Origin of the sequence: Nonomuraea mangrovi, from assembly GCF_042681425.1 — a bacterium.
Taxonomy (GTDB): domain Bacteria; phylum Actinomycetota; class Actinomycetes; order Streptosporangiales; family Streptosporangiaceae; genus Nonomuraea; species Nonomuraea mangrovi.
The window spans coordinates 57498-75623 of record NZ_JBHUFV010000054.1 but is presented as its reverse complement, the minus strand read 5'-3'; the positions used below and the strand labels follow the sequence as shown (position 1 = coordinate 75623).

At 67.1% G+C, this 18126-nt stretch carries 15 protein-coding genes; 8 read left to right on the top strand and 7 right to left on the bottom strand.

Annotated features, from left to right (window positions below):
• Positions 1-133 precede the first annotated feature (133 nt).
• Genes ACFSKW_RS36435 through rfbD form a run of 4 tightly spaced genes read left to right on the top strand, consistent with a single transcriptional unit; the run spans position 134 to position 4558 of the window.
• The gene (locus ACFSKW_RS36435) at positions 134-1672 is read left to right on the top strand and encodes a sugar transferase (RefSeq protein ID WP_379577737.1); all 1539 of its coding nucleotides are present in this window, start codon (positions 134-136) and stop codon (positions 1670-1672) included.
• Positions 1672-2739: a glucose-1-phosphate thymidylyltransferase gene (locus ACFSKW_RS36430; protein ID WP_379577735.1), complete on the top strand. Its 1068-nt coding sequence runs from the start codon at positions 1672-1674 to the stop codon at positions 2737-2739. The genes ACFSKW_RS36435 and ACFSKW_RS36430 overlap by 1 nt, the downstream gene beginning before the upstream one ends.
• Complete coding sequence (rfbB, locus tag ACFSKW_RS36425; RefSeq protein WP_379577733.1) at positions 2736-3704, top strand: dTDP-glucose 4,6-dehydratase; 969 nt, start codon at positions 2736-2738, stop codon at positions 3702-3704. The genes ACFSKW_RS36430 and rfbB overlap by 4 nt, the downstream gene beginning before the upstream one ends.
• Positions 3701-4558: a dTDP-4-dehydrorhamnose reductase gene (gene rfbD, locus ACFSKW_RS36420; protein ID WP_379577731.1), complete on the top strand. Its 858-nt coding sequence runs from the start codon at positions 3701-3703 to the stop codon at positions 4556-4558. Before rfbB ends, rfbD begins: the two co-directional genes overlap by 4 nt.
• Here rfbD and ACFSKW_RS36415 read toward each other — a convergent pair.
• The 6 genes from ACFSKW_RS36415 to ACFSKW_RS36390 all read right to left on the bottom strand — a co-directional run bounded on the left by ACFSKW_RS36415 (position 4548) and on the right by ACFSKW_RS36390 (position 11873).
• Positions 4548-5294 (bottom strand): FkbM family methyltransferase, encoded by a 747-nt coding sequence (locus tag ACFSKW_RS36415; RefSeq protein ID WP_379577729.1) that lies wholly within the window; start codon positions 5292-5294, stop codon positions 4548-4550. The genes rfbD and ACFSKW_RS36415 overlap by 11 nt on opposite strands.
• Positions 5295-5610: 316 nt before the next feature.
• A complete protein-coding gene (locus tag ACFSKW_RS36410; protein ID WP_379577727.1) occupies positions 5611-7245 on the bottom strand; it encodes an outer membrane protein assembly factor BamB family protein in 1635 nt (544 codons plus the stop codon).
• 61 nt (positions 7246-7306) lie between these two features.
• Positions 7307-8428, bottom strand: a complete 1122-nt coding sequence (locus ACFSKW_RS36405; RefSeq protein ID WP_379577725.1) for a hypothetical protein — start codon at positions 8426-8428, stop codon at positions 7307-7309.
• A complete protein-coding gene (locus tag ACFSKW_RS36400) occupies positions 8388-9614 on the bottom strand; it encodes an MATE family efflux transporter (RefSeq protein ID WP_379577723.1) in 1227 nt (408 codons plus the stop codon). Before ACFSKW_RS36400 ends, ACFSKW_RS36405 begins: the two co-directional genes overlap by 41 nt.
• A 65-nt stretch (positions 9615-9679) precedes the next feature.
• Positions 9680-10702 (bottom strand): hypothetical protein, encoded by a 1023-nt coding sequence (locus tag ACFSKW_RS36395; RefSeq protein ID WP_379577721.1) that lies wholly within the window; start codon positions 10700-10702, stop codon positions 9680-9682.
• Between the two features lie 61 nt (positions 10703-10763).
• The gene (locus tag ACFSKW_RS36390) at positions 10764-11873 is read right to left on the bottom strand and encodes a glycosyltransferase family 4 protein (protein WP_379577719.1); all 1110 of its coding nucleotides are present in this window, start codon (positions 11871-11873) and stop codon (positions 10764-10766) included.
• A gap of 94 nt (positions 11874-11967) precedes the next feature.
• Between ACFSKW_RS36390 and ACFSKW_RS36385 the strand changes: the two genes are divergently transcribed.
• Both ACFSKW_RS36385 and ACFSKW_RS36380 read left to right on the top strand, forming a co-directional pair.
• A complete protein-coding gene (locus ACFSKW_RS36385; RefSeq protein WP_379577717.1) occupies positions 11968-13053 on the top strand; it encodes a DUF1972 domain-containing protein in 1086 nt (361 codons plus the stop codon).
• The gene (locus ACFSKW_RS36380; RefSeq protein WP_379577716.1) at positions 13050-13925 is read left to right on the top strand and encodes a phosphotransferase; all 876 of its coding nucleotides are present in this window, start codon (positions 13050-13052) and stop codon (positions 13923-13925) included. The genes ACFSKW_RS36385 and ACFSKW_RS36380 overlap by 4 nt, the downstream gene beginning before the upstream one ends.
• Here ACFSKW_RS36380 and ACFSKW_RS36375 read toward each other — a convergent pair whose 3' ends face one another.
• On the bottom strand, positions 13926-14834 hold the full coding sequence (locus ACFSKW_RS36375) for a sulfotransferase (protein ID WP_379577714.1): 909 nt from the start codon (positions 14832-14834) through the stop codon (positions 13926-13928).
• A 143-nt stretch (positions 14835-14977) separates the two neighbouring features.
• Here ACFSKW_RS36375 and ACFSKW_RS36370 point away from each other — a divergent pair, with 143 nt between their 5' ends.
• Positions 14978-16201 (top strand): O-antigen ligase family protein, encoded by a 1224-nt coding sequence (locus ACFSKW_RS36370; protein WP_379577712.1) that lies wholly within the window; start codon positions 14978-14980, stop codon positions 16199-16201.
• 148 nt (positions 16202-16349) lie between these two features.
• Positions 16350-17918 carry a PQQ-binding-like beta-propeller repeat protein gene (locus tag ACFSKW_RS36365; protein WP_379577710.1) on the top strand — a complete coding sequence of 523 codons (1569 nt, stop codon included), beginning with the start codon at positions 16350-16352 and terminating at the stop codon, positions 17916-17918.
• Positions 17919-18126: the final 208 nt, after the last annotated feature.

The following is an 18126-nucleotide window of genomic DNA, read 5'->3' as shown; positions in this document are numbered from 1 at the left end:
CGGGTGAGGTCGGCGCCCTCGGCTGATCACGCGGTGCGTCCGGGATGTCAAGACCATCACTTATCAACGTACATGGCCAGATCTGGACGCCCACGTTGCCTTCCGATTAACACCGAAGGTCTGGATTCTATGGATGATCCGGATTGAGGGGCATTTGCTGTCAACCGGCGTGGTTTCTGGGACGTCTGTTGTGCATGGGGCGGGGCGAGTGCAGCGAGGGGCAATGGAAACGGCCGTATACGGAACAGTGGTCTCGGCAGAACAGGAGCACGGACGTGCATGGTTTCGTCGCTATGTCAGGACGGCGCTGTTCGGTGATCTCGGGTGCGTGGCAGTCGGGCTGAGTAGCGTATCGGCGATCAGAGGACTCGCCGGGCACCTGACGCCCGCGGAAATCGGGTTGGCCGCGCTCCTGATGGCGTGCTGGCCGGTGGCCATCGCGGCCACCGGCGGTTACGACGAACGCTATCTCGGCGACGCGCCCGACGAGTACCGCAAGGTCTTCCAGGCGGCCGCGGCGCTGGCCTCACTCGTCGCGATCATCGCCTATGCCACGCAGACGCCGGTGGCACGCGGGTACGTCATAGCCGGGCTGCCGCTGGCCGCGGGCGCGAACCTCCTCTTCCGCTACCGGATGAGAAAGCGGCTGCACCAGCGCCGTTACGAGGGCGAGTGCATGCGGCGGGTACTCGTCGTCGGACATTGGACGGCCGCGCTCGAACTCCATCGTCAGCTGAGCAGGGAGCGCTATCACGGGATGCGCATCGTCGGCGCATGCGTGCCCACCCTGGCCGAACCGGAGGTGCCGCACCAGTTCGACGGCTTTCCCGTGCTGGGCGACTTCAAGAACGTTCCCGAGGTGGTAGCCCAGGTGGGCGCCGACACCGTGGCCGTGCTCTCGTGCCCCGAATTCGACGGTATCGCGCTGCGGCAGCTGGCGTGGCGTCTCGAGGAGCGGGACACCGATCTCTACGTCGCCTCCGCGCTCATGGAGGTGGCCGGTCCTCGGATCAACATCCGCCCTGTCGCCGGCCTCCCGTTGTTACACGTCGACCACCCCGATCTTCGAGGCGGCCGATGGCTCGTCAAGAGCGCGTTCGACAAGGTGATCGCCGCTTCGGGTCTTCTGCTCCTGATGCCGATCTTCGCGGTCGTCGCGCTGGTCATCAGGGCCGCGAGTAGGGGGCCTGCGCTGTTCCGGCAGACCAGGGTGGGCAAGGACGGCAAGGAGTTCACCGTTCTGAAGTTCAGAACGATGGTTTCCGACGCGGAGAAGATCAAGGCGAGCCTGCGCGAGCTGAACGAGAGCGACGGCCTGCTTTTCAAGATTAGGAACGATCCAAGGATCACCCCCGTCGGCGCGTGGTTACGACGCTGTTCCCTGGACGAACTCCCGCAGCTGGTCAACGTCTTACGCGGGGACATGTCGCTGGTCGGCCCACGCCCTCCCTTGCCGGAGGAAGTGGCCAAGTACGGGGACGATGTCCGACGCCGGCTGCTGGTCAAGCCTGGCATCACCGGCTTATGGCAGGTGAGCGGACGCTCCGATCTCAGCTGGGAGGAGTCGGTACGGCTCGACCTGCGTTACGTGGAGAACTGGTCACTCATCCTCGATCTTCAGATCCTCTGGAAGACCTGGCCCGCGGTCACCCGCGGTGAAGGGGCGTACTGATGAAAGCTCTGGTGCTGGCCGGAGGATCGGGCACTCGGCTGCGGCCGATCACGCACACGTCCGCCAAGCAACTGGTTCCCGTGGCGAACAAGCCTGTTCTCTACTATGCCCTGGAGTCCCTGGCCCAGGCCGGAATAACCGAGGTCGGCATCGTGGTGGGCGACACGCACGCCGAGATCGAGTCCGCGGTCGGTGACGGCTCGCAGTTCGGCCTGTCGGTCACCTACTTGCGGCAGGAAGCGCCGCTGGGGCTGGCGCACGCGGTGATGACCGCTCGCGAATACCTCGGCGGCGACGACTTCGTCATGTATCTCGGCGACAACTTCATCGTGGGCGGCATCGAGGATCTGGTGAGCAGGTTCAGGGAGGAACGGCCCGCGGCGCAGATCATGCTGACCAAGGTGGCCGAGCCCGAGCAGTTCGGCGTGGCCGAACTCGACGTGGACGGCCGTGTCGTCGGCCTGGAGGAGAAGCCCGCCGTGCCGAAGAGTGACCTGGCGCTGGTGGGTGTCTACCTCTTCACTCCGGCGGTGCACGAAGCGGTGGGCGAGCTGAAGCCGTCATGGCGTGGCGAGCTGGAGATCACTGATGCCATCCAATGGCTCCTCGACAGGGGGCACAGGGTCGAGTCCACGATCATCTCCGGCTACTGGAAGGACACAGGTAACGTCACGGACATGCTGGAAGTGAACCGGTTGGTGCTGGAATCTTTGGAACCGGAGGTTGCGGGAAGCGTGGATTCCACCAGCCAGCTCATCGGTCGCGTGGTGGTCGAACCGGGGGCGGTGGTACGCGGATCGCGCATCGTGGGCCCCGTCGTCATCGGGTCGGGCAGCGAGGTGAGCGCCTCCTACATCGGTCCCTACACCTCGATCGCGAGAGACTGCCGGATCTCGAACAGCGAGATCGAGTACTCGATCGTGCTGCCTCGCGCCTCGATCTCAGGAGTGAGACGGATAGAGGCATCGCTCATCGGTCACGACGTCGAGGTCACTCCCGCCCCCCACACCCCCCGAGCGCACCGGCTGGTGCTGGGTGATCACAGCAAGGTGCAGATCAGTTCATGAGAGTTCTCGTCACGGGCGGCGCCGGCTTCATCGGGTCGCACTACGTACGCACGCTTCTGACCGGTGGATATCCGGCCTTCGCCGGCGCCTCGGTGACCGTGCTGGACCGGCTTACCTACGCGGGGAACCCGGCCAACCTGGAGCCGGTCGCGGGAGGCTTCGCGTTCGTGCACGGGGACATCGGGGACGCCGCGCTGCTCGCCGAGACGGTGCCCGGTCATGACCTCGTCGTCAACTTCGCCGCCGAGACACACGTCGACCGATCGATCGACAGCGCGGGGGAGTTCGTCCGTACCAACGTGCTGGGCACACAGGTGCTGCTGCAGGCGTGCCTGGACGCGCGAACGCCCCGAGTCGTCCATGTGTCGACGGACGAGGTCTACGGCTCCATCGCGACGGGTTCGTGGACCGAGGACGCGCCGGTGCGGCCCCGCTCGCCGTACTCCGCGTCGAAGGCCGGTGGCGACCTGATCGCGCAGGCCTTCGCCGTCACGCACGGGCTTGCGGTCAGCATCACCCGATGCGGCAACAACTACGGCCCGTATCAGTTCCCTGAGAAGGTCATCCCGCTGTTCACGACCAACTTGATGGAGGGACGGAACGTCCCTCTCTACGGGGACGGCGAGAACGTCCGCGACTGGATCCACGTGGCCGACCACTGCGCCGGTATCCAGCTCGTCGCGGAGAAGGGGACCGCAGGCGAGATCTACCACATCGCCGGAACGGCAGAGCTGACCAACCGCGAGCTGACCGACCGCCTGCTGCGCGCGTGCGGCGCGGGCTGGGAGCGTGTGGATCGCGTCGAGGACCGCAAGGGCCACGACCGCAGATACTCCCTCGATGACACCAAGTTGAGAAGAATGGGCTACCGGCCCACGGTCGGGTTCGACGAGGGCCTGGCGGCCACGATCCGGTGGTACGCCGACAACCCCTCCTGGTGGAAACCGCTCAAGGAGGGTGCGTGACCACCTGGATGGTGACAGGCGCCACGGGTCTGCTCGGTGCCGAACTCGTGGACCTGCTGAGGGCCGAAGACGAGCATGTCATCCCCGTGAGCAGGTCGGGGCTCGACCTGTGCGACTCCCGCGCGGTGGCCGAGGTCATGAGCCAGGTCAGGCCCTCCGTAGTGATCAACTGCGCCGCGTGGACGGCGGTGGACGACGCGGAGACCCATGAGGAGCAGGCGCGGCAGGTCAACGGTGAGGGACCGAAGGCGCTCGCCCAGGCGTGCGCCGACAGGGGCGCACGGCTCATCCATCTCTCCACCGACTACGTCTTCTCCGGCACGGCGACGCGGCCATACGCGGAAGACGCCCCGCCCGCCCCGCTCAACGCCTATGGCCGTACCAAGCTGGCCGGTGAGCGGGCGGTACTGGAACTGCTGCCGCAGGCGGGCTACGTCGTCAGGACCGCATGGCTGTACGGCGGTGCCGGCGCCAACTTCGTCAAGACCATGGTGAGGCTGGAATCAGAGCGCGAGGTCGTTCCAGTGGTCGACGACCAGCACGGGCAGCCGACCTGGGCAGCCGACCTGGCCAGGCAACTCGTGCTCCTGGCCAGGTCCGAGGCGCCTCCAGGCGTCTATCACGGCACGAATGCCGGACAGACGACCTGGCACGGGCTGGCACGCGAGATCTTCTCGCTGCTGGGAGCCGATCCCGACCGCGTGGCCGCGGTGGGTACCTCGGCTTTTCCCCGACCTGCCGCCAGACCCGCCTACGCGGTTCTCGGACACGCCAGGTGGGAGGAGGCGTCACTGCCGCGCATGCGCGGCTGGCGTGACGCCCTGCGCGCGGCCTGGCCCGAGCTCAAGGGGTGAGACGGCGTATGACGTCGGCCGCGTGCTCGGCCGGAAGCACGACGACGTCGCGGGATCCGTAGCGCGGAAGCGGCGCGTCCGAGGCGAGCTGCTCGTCCGTGACGCGGTGAAGGGCGTCATGGCCGATGGCCCACACCTCGTAGTCTTCTGCGCGCAGATCGAGGAGCACCTTGCGCAGGTCGGGAACGTTCCGCAACACCTCGAGGACGATCGTCGGCCGCCCGGCGAGTATCTGCTGCCACGCGGCCCTCAGGACCTTCGCCTCGTAGCCCTCGATATCGAGTTTGAGCAGGTCCACCCCATCGATGAGGTCGGAGATCCTGACCGTGGGCACGCTGATCGTGCGGGTGGCGGGCCGGTCCGTGATGCCCTCTCCGCCGTGGGTCAGGTAGGCGCCGGTGGGTGCGACGTACTGTTCCTGGTCGGGCAGGGCCAGGTCCAGTGTCTCGGGCGCGTCGTCGCCGACCACCGCGGCCTGGACGACCTTGACGTTGTCGAGGACGTTGGCGGCGATGTTGCGTTCGACGATGGCCGCCGACTCGGGGTTGGCCTCGACGGCCACGTAGCGCGAGGGCCTGGCTGCCCGGGCGCCCTGCACGGTGTAGTAGCCGATATTGGCGCCGAGTTCGAGCACATTGCCGGCGCCGGCGCACAACCGCCGCCAGCATTCCGTTTCCATGCCTTCGTAGCCCCGCTCGCCGTACCAGAAGAGAAGCCGGACCAGTCGCGACTCCACCGCTACCAGTCGAATAGCGGAATTGTCCGGGAGTGAGAACTCCTCGAGGAAATCGAGAGGGCGGTGCCGGAGAAGTCGGACGACCTGCTCGAACGCTTTCCTGGACACGCCACGCGATCGCGCGAATGTGTTTCTGGTCCGCAGCGTGAGGCCGCCGGGAACGACGCGGAGGGATTTCGATAAGGCGATTCGCGCCTTAACGCGCGCGCGCAGGACAGGGGGGAGCGATGAGGTCATGACTTCTCTCGGCTCGGCGCGAATAACGGGAAATAATACACCACGGGTGCGTTCGCCACATATCTCGTTCGGGACGCGCCTAACGCGCGGTGAGCGCCAGGTCGAAGCTGACGTCACTGGAGGTCGGTTGAGCCTGATGCACTTCGACGGCAATGGTGTTCTGACCGGCGTTCAGCCGCTCGGGTGCGACGGCCACCGTCTGCCAGGTGTTCTCCGCGTCGCCGTTGACGGTGCTCGGCGCCAGAGTTCCCGAGGTGATCGTGCCCGAGGGCATGTTGCTTCTCATGACCTCCTGGCCGTTGAGATAGACCACCGCCCCGTCGTCGCGTAGGACGCGGAGTGTCACGTCGTGCAGAGCCGCGGGATCCGCGACGGCGAAGGCGTGGCGGAAGTAATAGGTGATGCGCCCTGAGGCCAGGACTCGGCGCTCGTCGCCGTCCCCGAAACCGAGCTGCGCAGGACCGGACGGCCACGAGGAGTCGTCGTAGGCCGGTTGCGACCAGGAGGTGCCGAGATCGGCTCCACTGTCCTGGTAGCGCCAGGTCGCGCTCGAGGCGATCAGCGTGATGTCCGTACTCGGGGGACGGAGGGGGAACTCGTTGTAGTACGGCCGCGCCTCGTCGTTCAGCCGAGAGTAGGCGCCGCCGGCGCGCAGCGCGTCAGGACCAGCGTCCAGGGCGAATATCTGGCCGTTCGCCGTGGGGGCGAAGTCAGGATCGACGGCGCCGGTGGCCGCGTCGACCGCGGCGAAGTCGCATCGCATGAACCCGGAGAAGTCGGGACAGAAGTGGCCCCCGGCGTAGACGCGGCCGTCGCGGACGGCCACGGACTCGACATCACCGTCGGCGAGTCTCTCCCAGCGCCTCACTCCCGTGTCCAGCTGGTAGGCCGCCAGCCTGCCACCGGGCCCCGCGATGGCGGCGTAAGCACTGTCACCCTCGACCGCGAGGTCGGTCACGATGCACTGGTTGCTGGGGACGAGGCAACCGGGAGGTGGCTGCCAGCCGGTCACCGTTCCTGTGCCGGCGTCCACGCTGCCCAGGTAGTTGCGGGCGCTTCCGCCGAGTGTCGTGAACAGCCCTCCCACGAGAAGGGCGGCTCCGTCGGGCCTGGCAGCCAACGTATAGACGGTGGCGTTGGCCGAGGGCGCCCATCCGGCTCTGAGGGCGCCGCTGCCGACGTCGATCGCGGCCAGGCGGCTGCGGCTGTGGCCCGACACGGAACCGAACTGGCCGCCCGCGTAGAGAGTCGCGCCGATGACGGCCAGTGCGCGCACGGACCCGTTCGCCGACGGGTTCCATCCGCCGATCACGGCGCCGGAGGCCTGGTCGAGGGCCACGATCCTGTTGCGGCCGTGCCCGCTCACGATCGTGAAGTCGCCCCCGGCGAAGACCCGGCCACCGCTGACCGACAGCGCTCGAACCGAGCCGTTCGCCGTGGGCGCCCACGTCCTGACGAGGTCGCCGGTCGCCGCGTCGAGCATGGCGATCCTGCCGCGCGCGACGGACTCTCCGGTTACCGGATTGCGCAGGCTGGTGAAGTCGCCGCCAATGACGATCCGCTCGCCGGTATGGGCGATGGCGAATACCCGAGCATTCGGTAACCAGTTGTCTCTGGGGTGGGTGGAGTAGTCCGCCGCATGTGCGGGTGATATCGACGCCAGGACGAGGGCCGGGCTGAGCAGGAGGGCTCCGAGAAATTTCCGGACGTTCATGATTCCCCCCACATGGGAGTGTTTCCCGCTCAGTATGGAGGGGAATCGAGGCCCCAGCTATTCATCTCCTCCGTTGTGATGGAAGCGCAATGACTTTCGCGGCATCGGGCTCCCGCCGCCGTCGCCTGCGGGAGGCCGCAGCCGCCCCGCTCGCACCGATCAGAACGAGAAGGAGAGCTCCTGTCCCCAGGAGCCACAGCATGGGCAGTTCGGGTTGTGCGGACGGCGTTTCCTGCGTGGCGTTCCCGTCCCCTCTGGGGCCGGGCGTGTTCGTCGGAGAAGCGACCAGGGCCTTGGGAAGGGCAAGGGAATAGACGGCGCTTCCCTTTCCTTCGCTGCCCGCCAGGATGGATTTGCCGTCGGCGCTGATGGTGAGGGACTCTCCCTGGGGCTGCTGTGGAGCGGGAATGGTCTCCAGCAGCTTGCCGGTCACGTCCGCGAAGACGCGGATCTTGTTGTACCCGCGCACGAACATCAGGCCGTCGGCGTTGAGGGCCGCGTCCGAGACGACATGCGGGATGGGGCCGATGTAGTCCAGTCGGTTGTTCACATCGGGTACCAGCGCGGAGGGCAGGCCGTACACCGCTCCGCCCGACGTGCCCTTGGTGATCACGTACAGATTGCCGGTCTGCGGATGAACCAGGAGAGCTTCCGCGTCGTGCGGGCCGTCGGGGTAGACCAGTTGGTAGCGCTGAGCGCTGACCTCGCCGTCCGCAAGCACGGGGGGCTCGACGATGGCGAGCACCGAGATGCCGGATGTTCTCTTGGTGGCGTTGTCGCCGATGTCGGCGAGGAAGAGCATGGAGTTGCCGCGGGAGTCGACAGCGCCTCCGACGGCCTCGGTGTCCATGACCGTGGTGCCCTTGATGGAGATCGCCGCGAGCGTCTTTCCCTTGTCGTCCACCGCGTACAGGGTCGGGACGCCTTCGCCGTCGTTGTGGGTCCAGACGACGCCGGGGTGGAGACGGCTGGCGTAGAGGCCGCTCGATTCCGTGATGCGGTCGTCCTCGAAGGCGAACTGCTTGACCCACGGGGCCGCGCTCGCGGTGGGAGCGGGGTCGACGTCACTCGCGGCCAGTGCCGTGGATACGGGAGCGAATGCCGTGAAGAGCACCGCCGCTAACGCTGACCCGATGCGCAGACTAGATGGCATGGGAGCCTTTCTTGGAATCGATGTGACCACTGCTCGCGCTGTCCCTTGTGTTGCGCAGCCGCCACCAGAGAAGGATCCCAGAGATCACACCCCCTAGGCCTATGCAATAAGGGGCGAACTTTGCCATATCGGGGCGCAGGATGAGCAACGTCAGAACCGCTGCAAGCCCGATCACCGTCTCGGCGCCTCGTACCAGGAACACCAGGCGGGACAATTTGTAGGCGGTCGCCATGGACGCGAGCGGCAGGGTGGCCGAGAAGCTGACGGCGTAGACGGCCCACCCTCCCACGGTCAGGGCGTCGACGGTGAACGCACCACCGGTGATCAGCGGCCCCACGAAACCCACTGTCGCGATGGCCGCCACCCCGCAGGCCATGGAGGCGCCCACGAGGACCAACGAACCCACGAGAGCGTTCCGCGGTCGCAGCGGCAGCCCCGCGTTGCGCTGACGCACGAAGGTCGGCAGGAGGTAGCCGCCCGCTCCCGAGATGAGAGTCAGCGCGGGCGTCATCAGCAGTCGTGCGGCCTCCACCACCGCGAGCACGGTTCTCGAAGCGAGGGTGTCGATCGCGACCCGGGTCGCGAGGAGAGCAAGCGGGCGCAGACTCGACTGGGCGGATCGCCAGGCGGCGAACGAGCTCAGCTCCCGCATGCCTGCCCTGCGGGGCCGTACGAGGGCGTACTCCTGCGGGGGAAGCCGTCGGAGGGTGCGGAGCAGAGCGGCGACGCAGCCCACGCACATCGCCAGCAGGATGTCCTCCAAGCCGAATTCGTTGGTCAGCAGCCAGACGCCGCCCAAGGTCACCAGAGTGGTGATGGCGTAGACAAGGTCGTTGGCGAGAAGCGCGCCGAACTCGAGACGGGCGTGGAGCACACGGCGGAAGGTCTCCTGCGCCAGCCACAACACGATCAGCACCGCGAAGAGGCCGACCCCCACAGGGCTGGTCAGTCTCAGCACGACGGCCAGCACGACTCCGACGATCGAGCCCGTCACCGCGAAGAACAGGGCCGAAGCGACCAGCGCGCCGCGAATGGCCGGGTCGAACCGGTCGAGGACGTTGAGCGAGTCGCCCACCCACGAGGTGTACACCGTGGTGGCGCTCACCAGGATCGCTGAGAGCAGCGCGAACGCACCGAGTGCTACGGGGCCGATGAAGCGGACGGCGACGAGTTGGAGCGCGAGACTGCCGAGCGCGGTCACCGCCTGAGACGCCACCGAGCCTCCGGCGGACGTGGCCAGCCTGCGGACGCGGGATAACCCCGTGGTCAGAAAGCCCATCCTCAGCGCTTGCCCGTCGTGGGGCCGGCTCCGGAATCGACAGGGACACCGTTGTCGCTCGGATGCGTCCTGGGGACGTAACCCAACAACTTGTCCCTGTCGTAGACGGCGGTGACGTCGTCCTCCTCCACGCCGGCGTCTTCCACCACGGGAGCGGGTTCAGGCGGAGGAGAAGGCACGCCGGTCGCCGGCTTCGAGGTTCGCTGTCGCTGTCCGGTGCCCGAGGTCACCCGCTGCGCGGCGGAGATCGGGTTGGTCGCCCGCAGGAAGGCGATCACGATCGCCAGCAGCATGCCGACCGCGAGGCCGATGCCGATGTTCTTGGGCGCTTGGCTGGGCGTGACCCTGAGCGGGTTGGCCTGATCGACGAAGCGGACGCCGGAACCGTACTGCGCCAGATCGATGGCGGCGTCGCCCTCCTTGAGCTGGAGCTGCACCAGGGCCTCGCCGAGGGTGACGGCCGTCGTGCTCCTGGGAGGGGCGCGCTTGAGCTCGGCCTCGATGCGGGCACGAGTGCTTCGCACGCTCTTGAGCAGCTTCTGCTGCTCGCGCTGCGCGTCCGCCTCGGTCAGCATCTGGTAGGCCGCTACCACGGCGTTGGCGATCTGCGCCGCCATCCTGTCCGTGCGGGCGGTGACGGTGACCTCGACGATGCCGCCGTTGGTGCCCGGCTTGGCTTCCACCGCTTTCCTGAGGTCCTCGAGACCGATCTGCTGGGAATGCTCGGCCGCGAGCAGTTGCCTGGCCTTGTCGAGCACGCCGGCCGATTCGGTGAAGGCCGCTCGCTGGCTGGTGTAGGCGATGTAGCTGCTGTCAGAGGAGACGCCTTGACGGAGAAAGGTCGTACTGCGGGGGTCTGTCACGGCGAACTTGGCGGTGGCTTCCACACTGGTGAAGACGAAGACTGTGGCGGCGCCGGCGAGCAGGCCCGCCAGCGCGATGATGAGGAGCGACGACCATTTGTACTGCCATAAGGCCTCAAGGAGGCCGATCTCGCGGTCCTCGTCATTTCTATCTGTCGCCACGAAGCCCGCTCTCCCCGCCTGTTTTGTCCACCTTCATGTGATGAAGCGGCCTACCGGGATTCTAGCCATGAGGCAAGATGTCGAAAATGGCGCTTCTGAGTCGATCCTGGTAGTGGGGTACGGCGAATCTCGCTAATGCGTCGGCCTGGCCCTTGGCCGCCACTGCCTGAGCACGGGGCCAGTCGTCCAGGAGGGACTCGATGGCGTCGGCCAGGGCGACGGGATCGTCGGCCGGGACGAGAAGTCCTGTCTCGCCATGCGTGATGATCTCGTTGAGCCCCTGAACATCGCTGGCCACCACGGGCCTTCCGGCCATCATCCCCTCGACCGCGACCAGGCCGAAGGACTCGCCGTGGGAGGGCATGAGGACGACGTCCGCGTCGGCGAGATGCTCCCAGACGGGGTCGGTGAATCCGGCGAAGATCACGTTAGGGCCTGCGAGTTCGCGAAGCTGCCTGTCGAACCATTCGTAGCCGGGGAAGACATCGCCCACGACCCTCAGCACGACGTCGCGGCCGCGTGAGGACAGGATGGCGGTCGCGCGGACGGCCACATCGCTGCCCTTGCGCGGCGAGAGCCTGCCGATCAGCACCAGCGCGCCTTCGGGATGTTCCCGTGGTGGGCCCATCGCCGGAACGGCGACGCCGTTGTGGATCGTGATCGTCGTGGCAGGCGGGGCTCCGTCGGCCACGACACGGGAACGGCAACTGGCGCTGTTGGCGATGGTGATGTGAGCCAGGCGTGTGGGCAGACACAGCGCGCGTCTGATCGGACCGGGTAACTGCGCTTCCGCCTCGTGGACGTGGCAGGCGACGCGACCAACACGGGAGAGCCTGCCCGCGAGCAGCCACCAGGGGATCGTGAGGGTGTTCACGTACAGGACGTCCGGCCTTCGCCGCCTGAGGAAGGCGACCATCGCGGGCAGTCTCGTGGCCAGAAGGACGGTCAGTCGCGCCAGGCCCCAGGGGGAGAAGTAGGCCTTGCGCAGGACCGGGACGTCCAGCACCTCGACATCGGCTCCCTCGGCGCGGAGCCGGTCGGCCAGAGGGCCCTCGCACGGCAGCGTGACCAGGACTTCTGCCTCATCGACGAGCGCGCGAACGGACTGCAGCAGCATCCGGTCCGAGCCATAGAGGTCTGGCGAGGGGTGAGCCATCACCACGCGTTTCATGCTCTTGATGTCCCCCGCCTTTGATTAGTGTTTAAGTTGGCTCGCTTATTTTGTCACTCTGCATGGCATCTGAAGGGATTCAATGCGTATTGCCATGATTGGTACGCGAGGCGTGCCGGCGCGGTACGGGGGGTTCGAGACGGCGATCGAGGAGATCGGCGCACGGCTGGTAGCCGCGGGCCATGACGTGCGCGTCTATTGCAGAGGCGCGGAGAGTCGTCTCCCCGAGCACAAGGGCATGCGGTTGGTCCACCTGCCCGCCGTCCGGCACAAGACACTGGAGACCCTGAGCCACACCGCCCTGTCGGTGGCTCATCTCCTGCGCAGCCCCACCGACGTCGCACTCGTCTTCAACGCCGCGAACGCCCCGCTGCTTCCTCTCATCCGGATGGCCCGCATCCCCGTCGCCACCCACGTCGACGGGCTGGAGTGGAAACGCGCCAAATGGAACGGTACAGGTCAGCGCTACTACCTCATGGCGGAGCGGCTGGCCGTTCGCTGGTCGAGGGAGCTCATCGCCGACGCGGACGCCATCCAGGACTACTACCAGAAGCGCTACCACGCCCCCAGCGTCATGATCCCGTACGGAGCGCCCATCCAGGAGGGTTGCGACCAGGAGCTGCTGTCCGAGGCGGGCTACAAGGCCGGCGGCTTCCACCTGGTGGTGGCCAGGTTCGAGCCGGAAAATCACGTCGACCTGATCGTCGAGGGCTACCTGCGAAGTCGCGCCACCTTGCCACTGATCGTCGTCGGCTCGGCGCCGTACGCCGAGGAGTACAGCAGGCGGATCGCGACGCTTGCCGCAGGCGACGAGCGCGTCAAGCTGGTCGGCGGGGTCTGGGATCAGGACCTGCTGGACGCCATGTACGCGGGCTGTGCGAGCTACCTGCACGGGCATTCCGTCGGCGGTACCAACCCCTCATTGCTCAGGGCGATGGGAGCAGGGGCTCCCGTGGTGGCCTTCGACGTGGTCTTCAATCACGAGGTGCTCGGCGGCAGCGGCGCCTTCTTCGCCGACGCCGGACAAGTGGCCGACGCGATCGAGGCCGTGGAGGCCGCCCCCGAGGCCGCCCGTGACCGGGGCGACAGGGGAAGAGAGCGGGCCAGGAAGCACTACACCTGGGACGACGTCGCCGCCCGCTACGAACGCCTCTGTCTCGACCTCAAGGCCGCAAGGTGACCGGCGGGTTCGTTCGCTACCCGCCAGGCCGTGGCAACGTCTGGATCCCCCTGACCGACGCGCGCTCCGCGGCGGCGGGGCTTTCCTTGCTGACCTTCTCGAAACCGTTGCCGCTTGCCGCGCAGCGGCTCCTCCACACGGCCACGCGCCTGGTCGGCCCGTGGGTGCTGCCCGGCCGCCGCGAGAGGTGGGAGGCCGGGTCGTGGGCTCCGGTCCTGGAACGCGTGCAGAAGACGGTCGGCTCGTTCGACGGGCACGCTGTCTACCTGCGCCCGCAGGTATCCCGCGAGGGGGCCGCCTTCCTGCTGCTGAGATCGGGCAGGCCGGTGGCGTTCCTCAAGATCCGGGCAGCCGCGGCCGGGCTCGAGCGGGAGTCGGAGGTCCTGCGCCTGCTGGAACGCGGGAGGGGGAGCGGCTTTCGCGTGCCCGAGCTTCTCGGTCACGGCGAAGAGGAGGGCCTGACATGGTTGGCCATGTCGCCGATGGAACCCGTTCCCTGCAGGCCCGCACGGAACGTTCCCGTGGCGGAACTGGCAGGCAGGGTCACCGGCCTGCTGGCGTCACTGCGCCGTCCCGATGGCGTGGCCGCGCACTGGACGCCGATGCACGGTGATCTGACGCCATGGAACCTGCGCCTCACCACGGGCCCCGTCCCCTGGTTGATCGACTGGGAGGACGCCGGATACGGTCCACCCGGTGCCGACGAGGTGTACTACCTGGCCACCCGCGCCGCCGTGTTCGGCGGTCCGGTGGCGCCGACCGGCCATGCGGAGGCGGCGCGGTACTGGCATGCGGTGGTGACAGCTCGCAGGGCCGACGACCACGCCCTCGCGGGCCGCCTGCTCGCCGCGCTCGACCGGCTCGGCGACTAGCTAGGCGGTCGTCCAGTCGGGAAAGGTCCTGCCGAGCATTCGCTCGAGTTCGGCGTTGTGGGGTGCGAAGTGCTCGGCGAGGCGGCGGCGCACCCTCTCGCCCAGGTCAGACTTGGGGGCGGGGTTCCAGACACGCCCTGCGGAGGGAAGCGGGACGGCCGGAAGCCCGAGGAAGGCGGCCGCGTCGTCACACGCCTGCTGCGGGTCCCTGTAGAACTCCTCGCTTGTCAGGATGTGGAAGCGGGACGCGGGGAAGTGCTCGAACCAGCGGCGAAGGCAGCGGGCGTACTCGCTCTGCGCCACGTAGGACTGGTGCTCGTGGGCGTAACTGCAGTACCCGGGCTCGGCCACGATTCTCGCCTCTTCGCCCTCGGTCCTGCCCTTCTCGGCGTCGAGCGCCTCCTCGAAGGTGAGCCTTTCCGCCGCGCTCCTGACCCGTTCCCGGTAGTGGGAGAACGTGCGCTCCACCGGATCGCGCAGGATGAGAAGGATCTTGCTGTCCGGCACGTCGCCGGCCGCCCGCTCGGCGGCCAGCGGGTGATGCAGGTAGTACGGCGAGCCTTCACCGGCGAGGACCTGGCCACCTGCCCTGCGGGCTGCCTTCGACCTGCTGAACCTGCTCGGCAGGTGGGATCGGTACCACCGCATCCCCCGGCCGTAGTTGGAGTCGAAGTAGTGCACACCCTTGGTGTGGTTGGCCTTGGGGATCAGGTTCGCGGACGGGAAGAGCGGGACGACGCGGGGGTGCTCGAGGAGCGCGTAGTAGAACGAGGTAGAGCCGCCTCGCTTGGCGCCGATCAGGAGGAAGTCGGGATCTGGCCGCAAGCCGGCGGTCGCCATGCCGTACAGGCGGAACCCGGCTCTTCCCGCGCCGATTAACGGCTCGGGCAGCAGATCGCGCATCCCCATGTAACGTTCCTCTCCCTACATTTCCCCGCGTTCCACCGGTACCGTCGTATGCTGACACACGCAGTACGGTCGAACGGTCCAATACGGGGTGCCAGGTGGGTACAGCGCGTCACCGTCGATCGCGTACGGCCTGGTGGCCGACCTTGGCCCCGATCGGCCTCATCCTCGCGAGCGAGTACAAGTTACGGTCACGAGGGATCGGCGAAGCCATCGGTGGCGGCGTGGACACCCAGATCCTCCTCGAGATCGGGATCTACGGACTCGTCGCTCTCTACCTCTACCGGAAGTTCGGAATCAGGCCACCGCGCCGGGTGACCTCGGTGCTTCTGGCGCTGGCATGGGTCTTCGCCCTCTACGTCGCCATGTCGGTCCTGTGGACGCCCTATCCACAGTTCGCTGCCGTGCGCGCGGCGCAGCTTCTCGTGACGGCCAGCGTGTGTCAGGTGGTGGCCAGCCGGGCGACCAGGGAGGACATGCACAGGCTTGCCCATGTCTTCATCGGTCTGGTCGTGGTCTCGGTGGGGATCGGGGTCGCGATGCCGCTGCCACGGACCCCGAACACCCAGGACCGGTTCAACTGGCTGTACGTGCATCCCGTGACAGCGGGGATCTTCCTCGGGATCGCGTTGCTGCTGGCCTTCGCCTTTCTGCTGCCCGGCGGTCCTCCACGGCTCTGGCGGAAATCCTTCTACGTCGTCGCGCTGGTCGTCACCGGTGGGGCGCTGGTGGCCACCGGAACCCGCGGGGCCGCGGCGGGCTGCGTCGTCGGCCTGGCGGTACTGCTGTTGTGTTCACGTGGTCCGCGGGGCAGGGCCGAACTGCTCCTCTTCGCGTTGCCGCTCGGCGCTCTCGCGGCGCTCGCGTTCTCTGAGGAGATCATCGGCTTTGCGACCAGAGGCGAGTCCGCCGAGCAGCTCGAATCCCTGAACTCCAGGACGGATCTGTGGACGCTCGCCCTGGACGCCACCATGAAGCAGCCGATCTTCGGTAACGGGGCATCCTCGGCTCGAGGGCTCTTCCTCGAACAGATCGGGCTGGGAGGCGGTCACAACGCCTTCGTAAACGTCATCGTCGAAGGTGGCGCTGTGGGGTTGGTCGCCTTCAGCCTGCTGTGCTTCGTCACCATGACGTTCCAGCTCTCGCTCACCCGGATCAAGGAAGTGCGCGCGGAGGCGGCGCTGCTGCTCTCGTTGATGGCCTTTCTTGTCGTGGACGCGATGACGGCGGACATGATGGCCGCCAGCGCGAATGTGGCGTCGATCTGGTTGTTCCTGATTGTTGCGTGGACTTGTGTGGTCAGCGGTAAACCAGTGCAGCGGCACAAGCGTCATGGTGACGATCAGGTTCCCGTTGCCACGGTGAGCTAGGTCTCGCAGCCGGGAGCTAGGGCCGCCTTGCCGTCTGTGACCATGACCTGCGGTCCAGCCCTGAGGGGGGCACATGCGCAAGCGATTCCTAGCCGCCGCGACGGCGTGCTTAGGACTCTCGGTTCTGCTTACTCCACCCCTGTCGGCCATGGCCGACACCACGCCCGGCGCGGGCGAGCCCGCCACGGTCACCGCCGATCCCCTCCCGACCTGGCAGACCGACGGGGTCGTGCTGGCGATGGAGATCGTCGATGGAGTCGCCTACGTCGGCGGTAACTTCGACCACGTCCGCCCGCCCGGCGTGCCCCGAGGTGGCGCCGGTGAGGTGGAGCGGACGGGCCTGGCGGCCTTCGACGCCGCTACGGGAGCCCTCCTGCCTTGGTCACCGGTCGCCACCAGTCCCGTCTTCACTGACGACGTCGTTCAGACGGAGTGCGACAACCTGGGGAACAACCAGTACCGATGCGACACGGTCTGGGAGATCAAGGCCTCGCCTGACGGTTCCACGCTCTACGTCGCCGGCGACTTCGGCAAGATCGACGGTCAGCGACGCAACCGCATCGCCGCGTTCGACACCGCGACGGGGGCGCTGGACCCGGACTTCGCCCCTTCGCCGAACAGCCGCGTCAGGGCGCTGGCGGTCTCGGCGACCACTGTTTTCGCGGGGGGCCACTTCACCGAGGTCAACGACGTGACCAGGACCAGGCTGGCCGCCTTCAACCGTAGTGACGGCGCGCTGCTGTCATGGGCGCCCACCGCGGACAAGCGCGTCATGGCGATGGTGCTCGCCCCGAGCGGAGGCCGGCTCATCGTGGGGGGCGACTTCAACCGCATCAACAACGTGTGGCAGCACGGCCTGTCCGCCGTGAACGTCAGCGACGGCTCCAAGGGCACGTTCCTCAGCAACGACATCCCCTACAACAACGCCAACAACCGCTCCTGGGTGACCGACCTGGTCTCGGACGGAAGTCGCGTCTACGCCAGCGCTGACGGCGTGGGGACCTTCGACGGCCGTCTCGCCGTGAATCCCGACACCGGCGCACGCATCTGGATCAACAACTGCCAGGGCGCGACCCAGTCGATCTCCGTGATGGACGGTGTCCTCTACAGCGGCAGTCACGCGCATCGCTGTGACATGCAGACGTACTACGAGGGCAACGGCTTCCCCGAGACCCGGCCGCATCGCCGTTTCCTCGCCGAGCCCGCGAACACCGCCGCCGGAACGAAGCAGAAGATCCTTCACTGGTTCCCGAACGCTCAGCCTGGAACGCGCTACCCGTTCGTCCAGGGCCCCTGGACGATGGCGAACGACGGCACGTACCTGTGGGCGGGCGGCGACTTCACCGAGGTCAACGATGTTCCGCAGGAGGGTCTGACCCGGTTCACCACCCATGATGTCAGCCCGGACGTGAACGGCCCCGTCCAGACCAACTTCCAGGCGCCCACAGCGGTGGCCAACGGGGGCGGCAAGGTGACCGTCAAGTGGGGTGCCACCTGGGATCTGGACAACCGTAAGGTCCGCTACGAGGTCGTCCGCAGTGACGGGGCGGTGGTTTGTACGGCAGAGGCCAACACCGTGTTCTGGACGTTGCCGAATATGTCGTGTGTGGACTCCAGCGGAGTACCCGGATCGGTTTACAAGTACCGGGTGCGTGCCATCGACCCGCACAATAACCGAATCTCCAGTCCGAGTTCGCCCGACGTCACTGTGACCTGATGGCCGACTATTTGTCATTCGGGCCAGTGGTATCGCTGTCCGTAATTCGTTTGAGATGACCTGAAGGCGGTCGGTCGCGACGCTGCGGCCGGCCGCCGGTCAGGGCTGGTGGACCATCGACGACCTGGTCAAACGTCGAACGCTTCTGTCAGTGGCAATCCGGTATGGATTGTTATCAAATGCCGCAAGAAGTTTTTGTCTACCTATA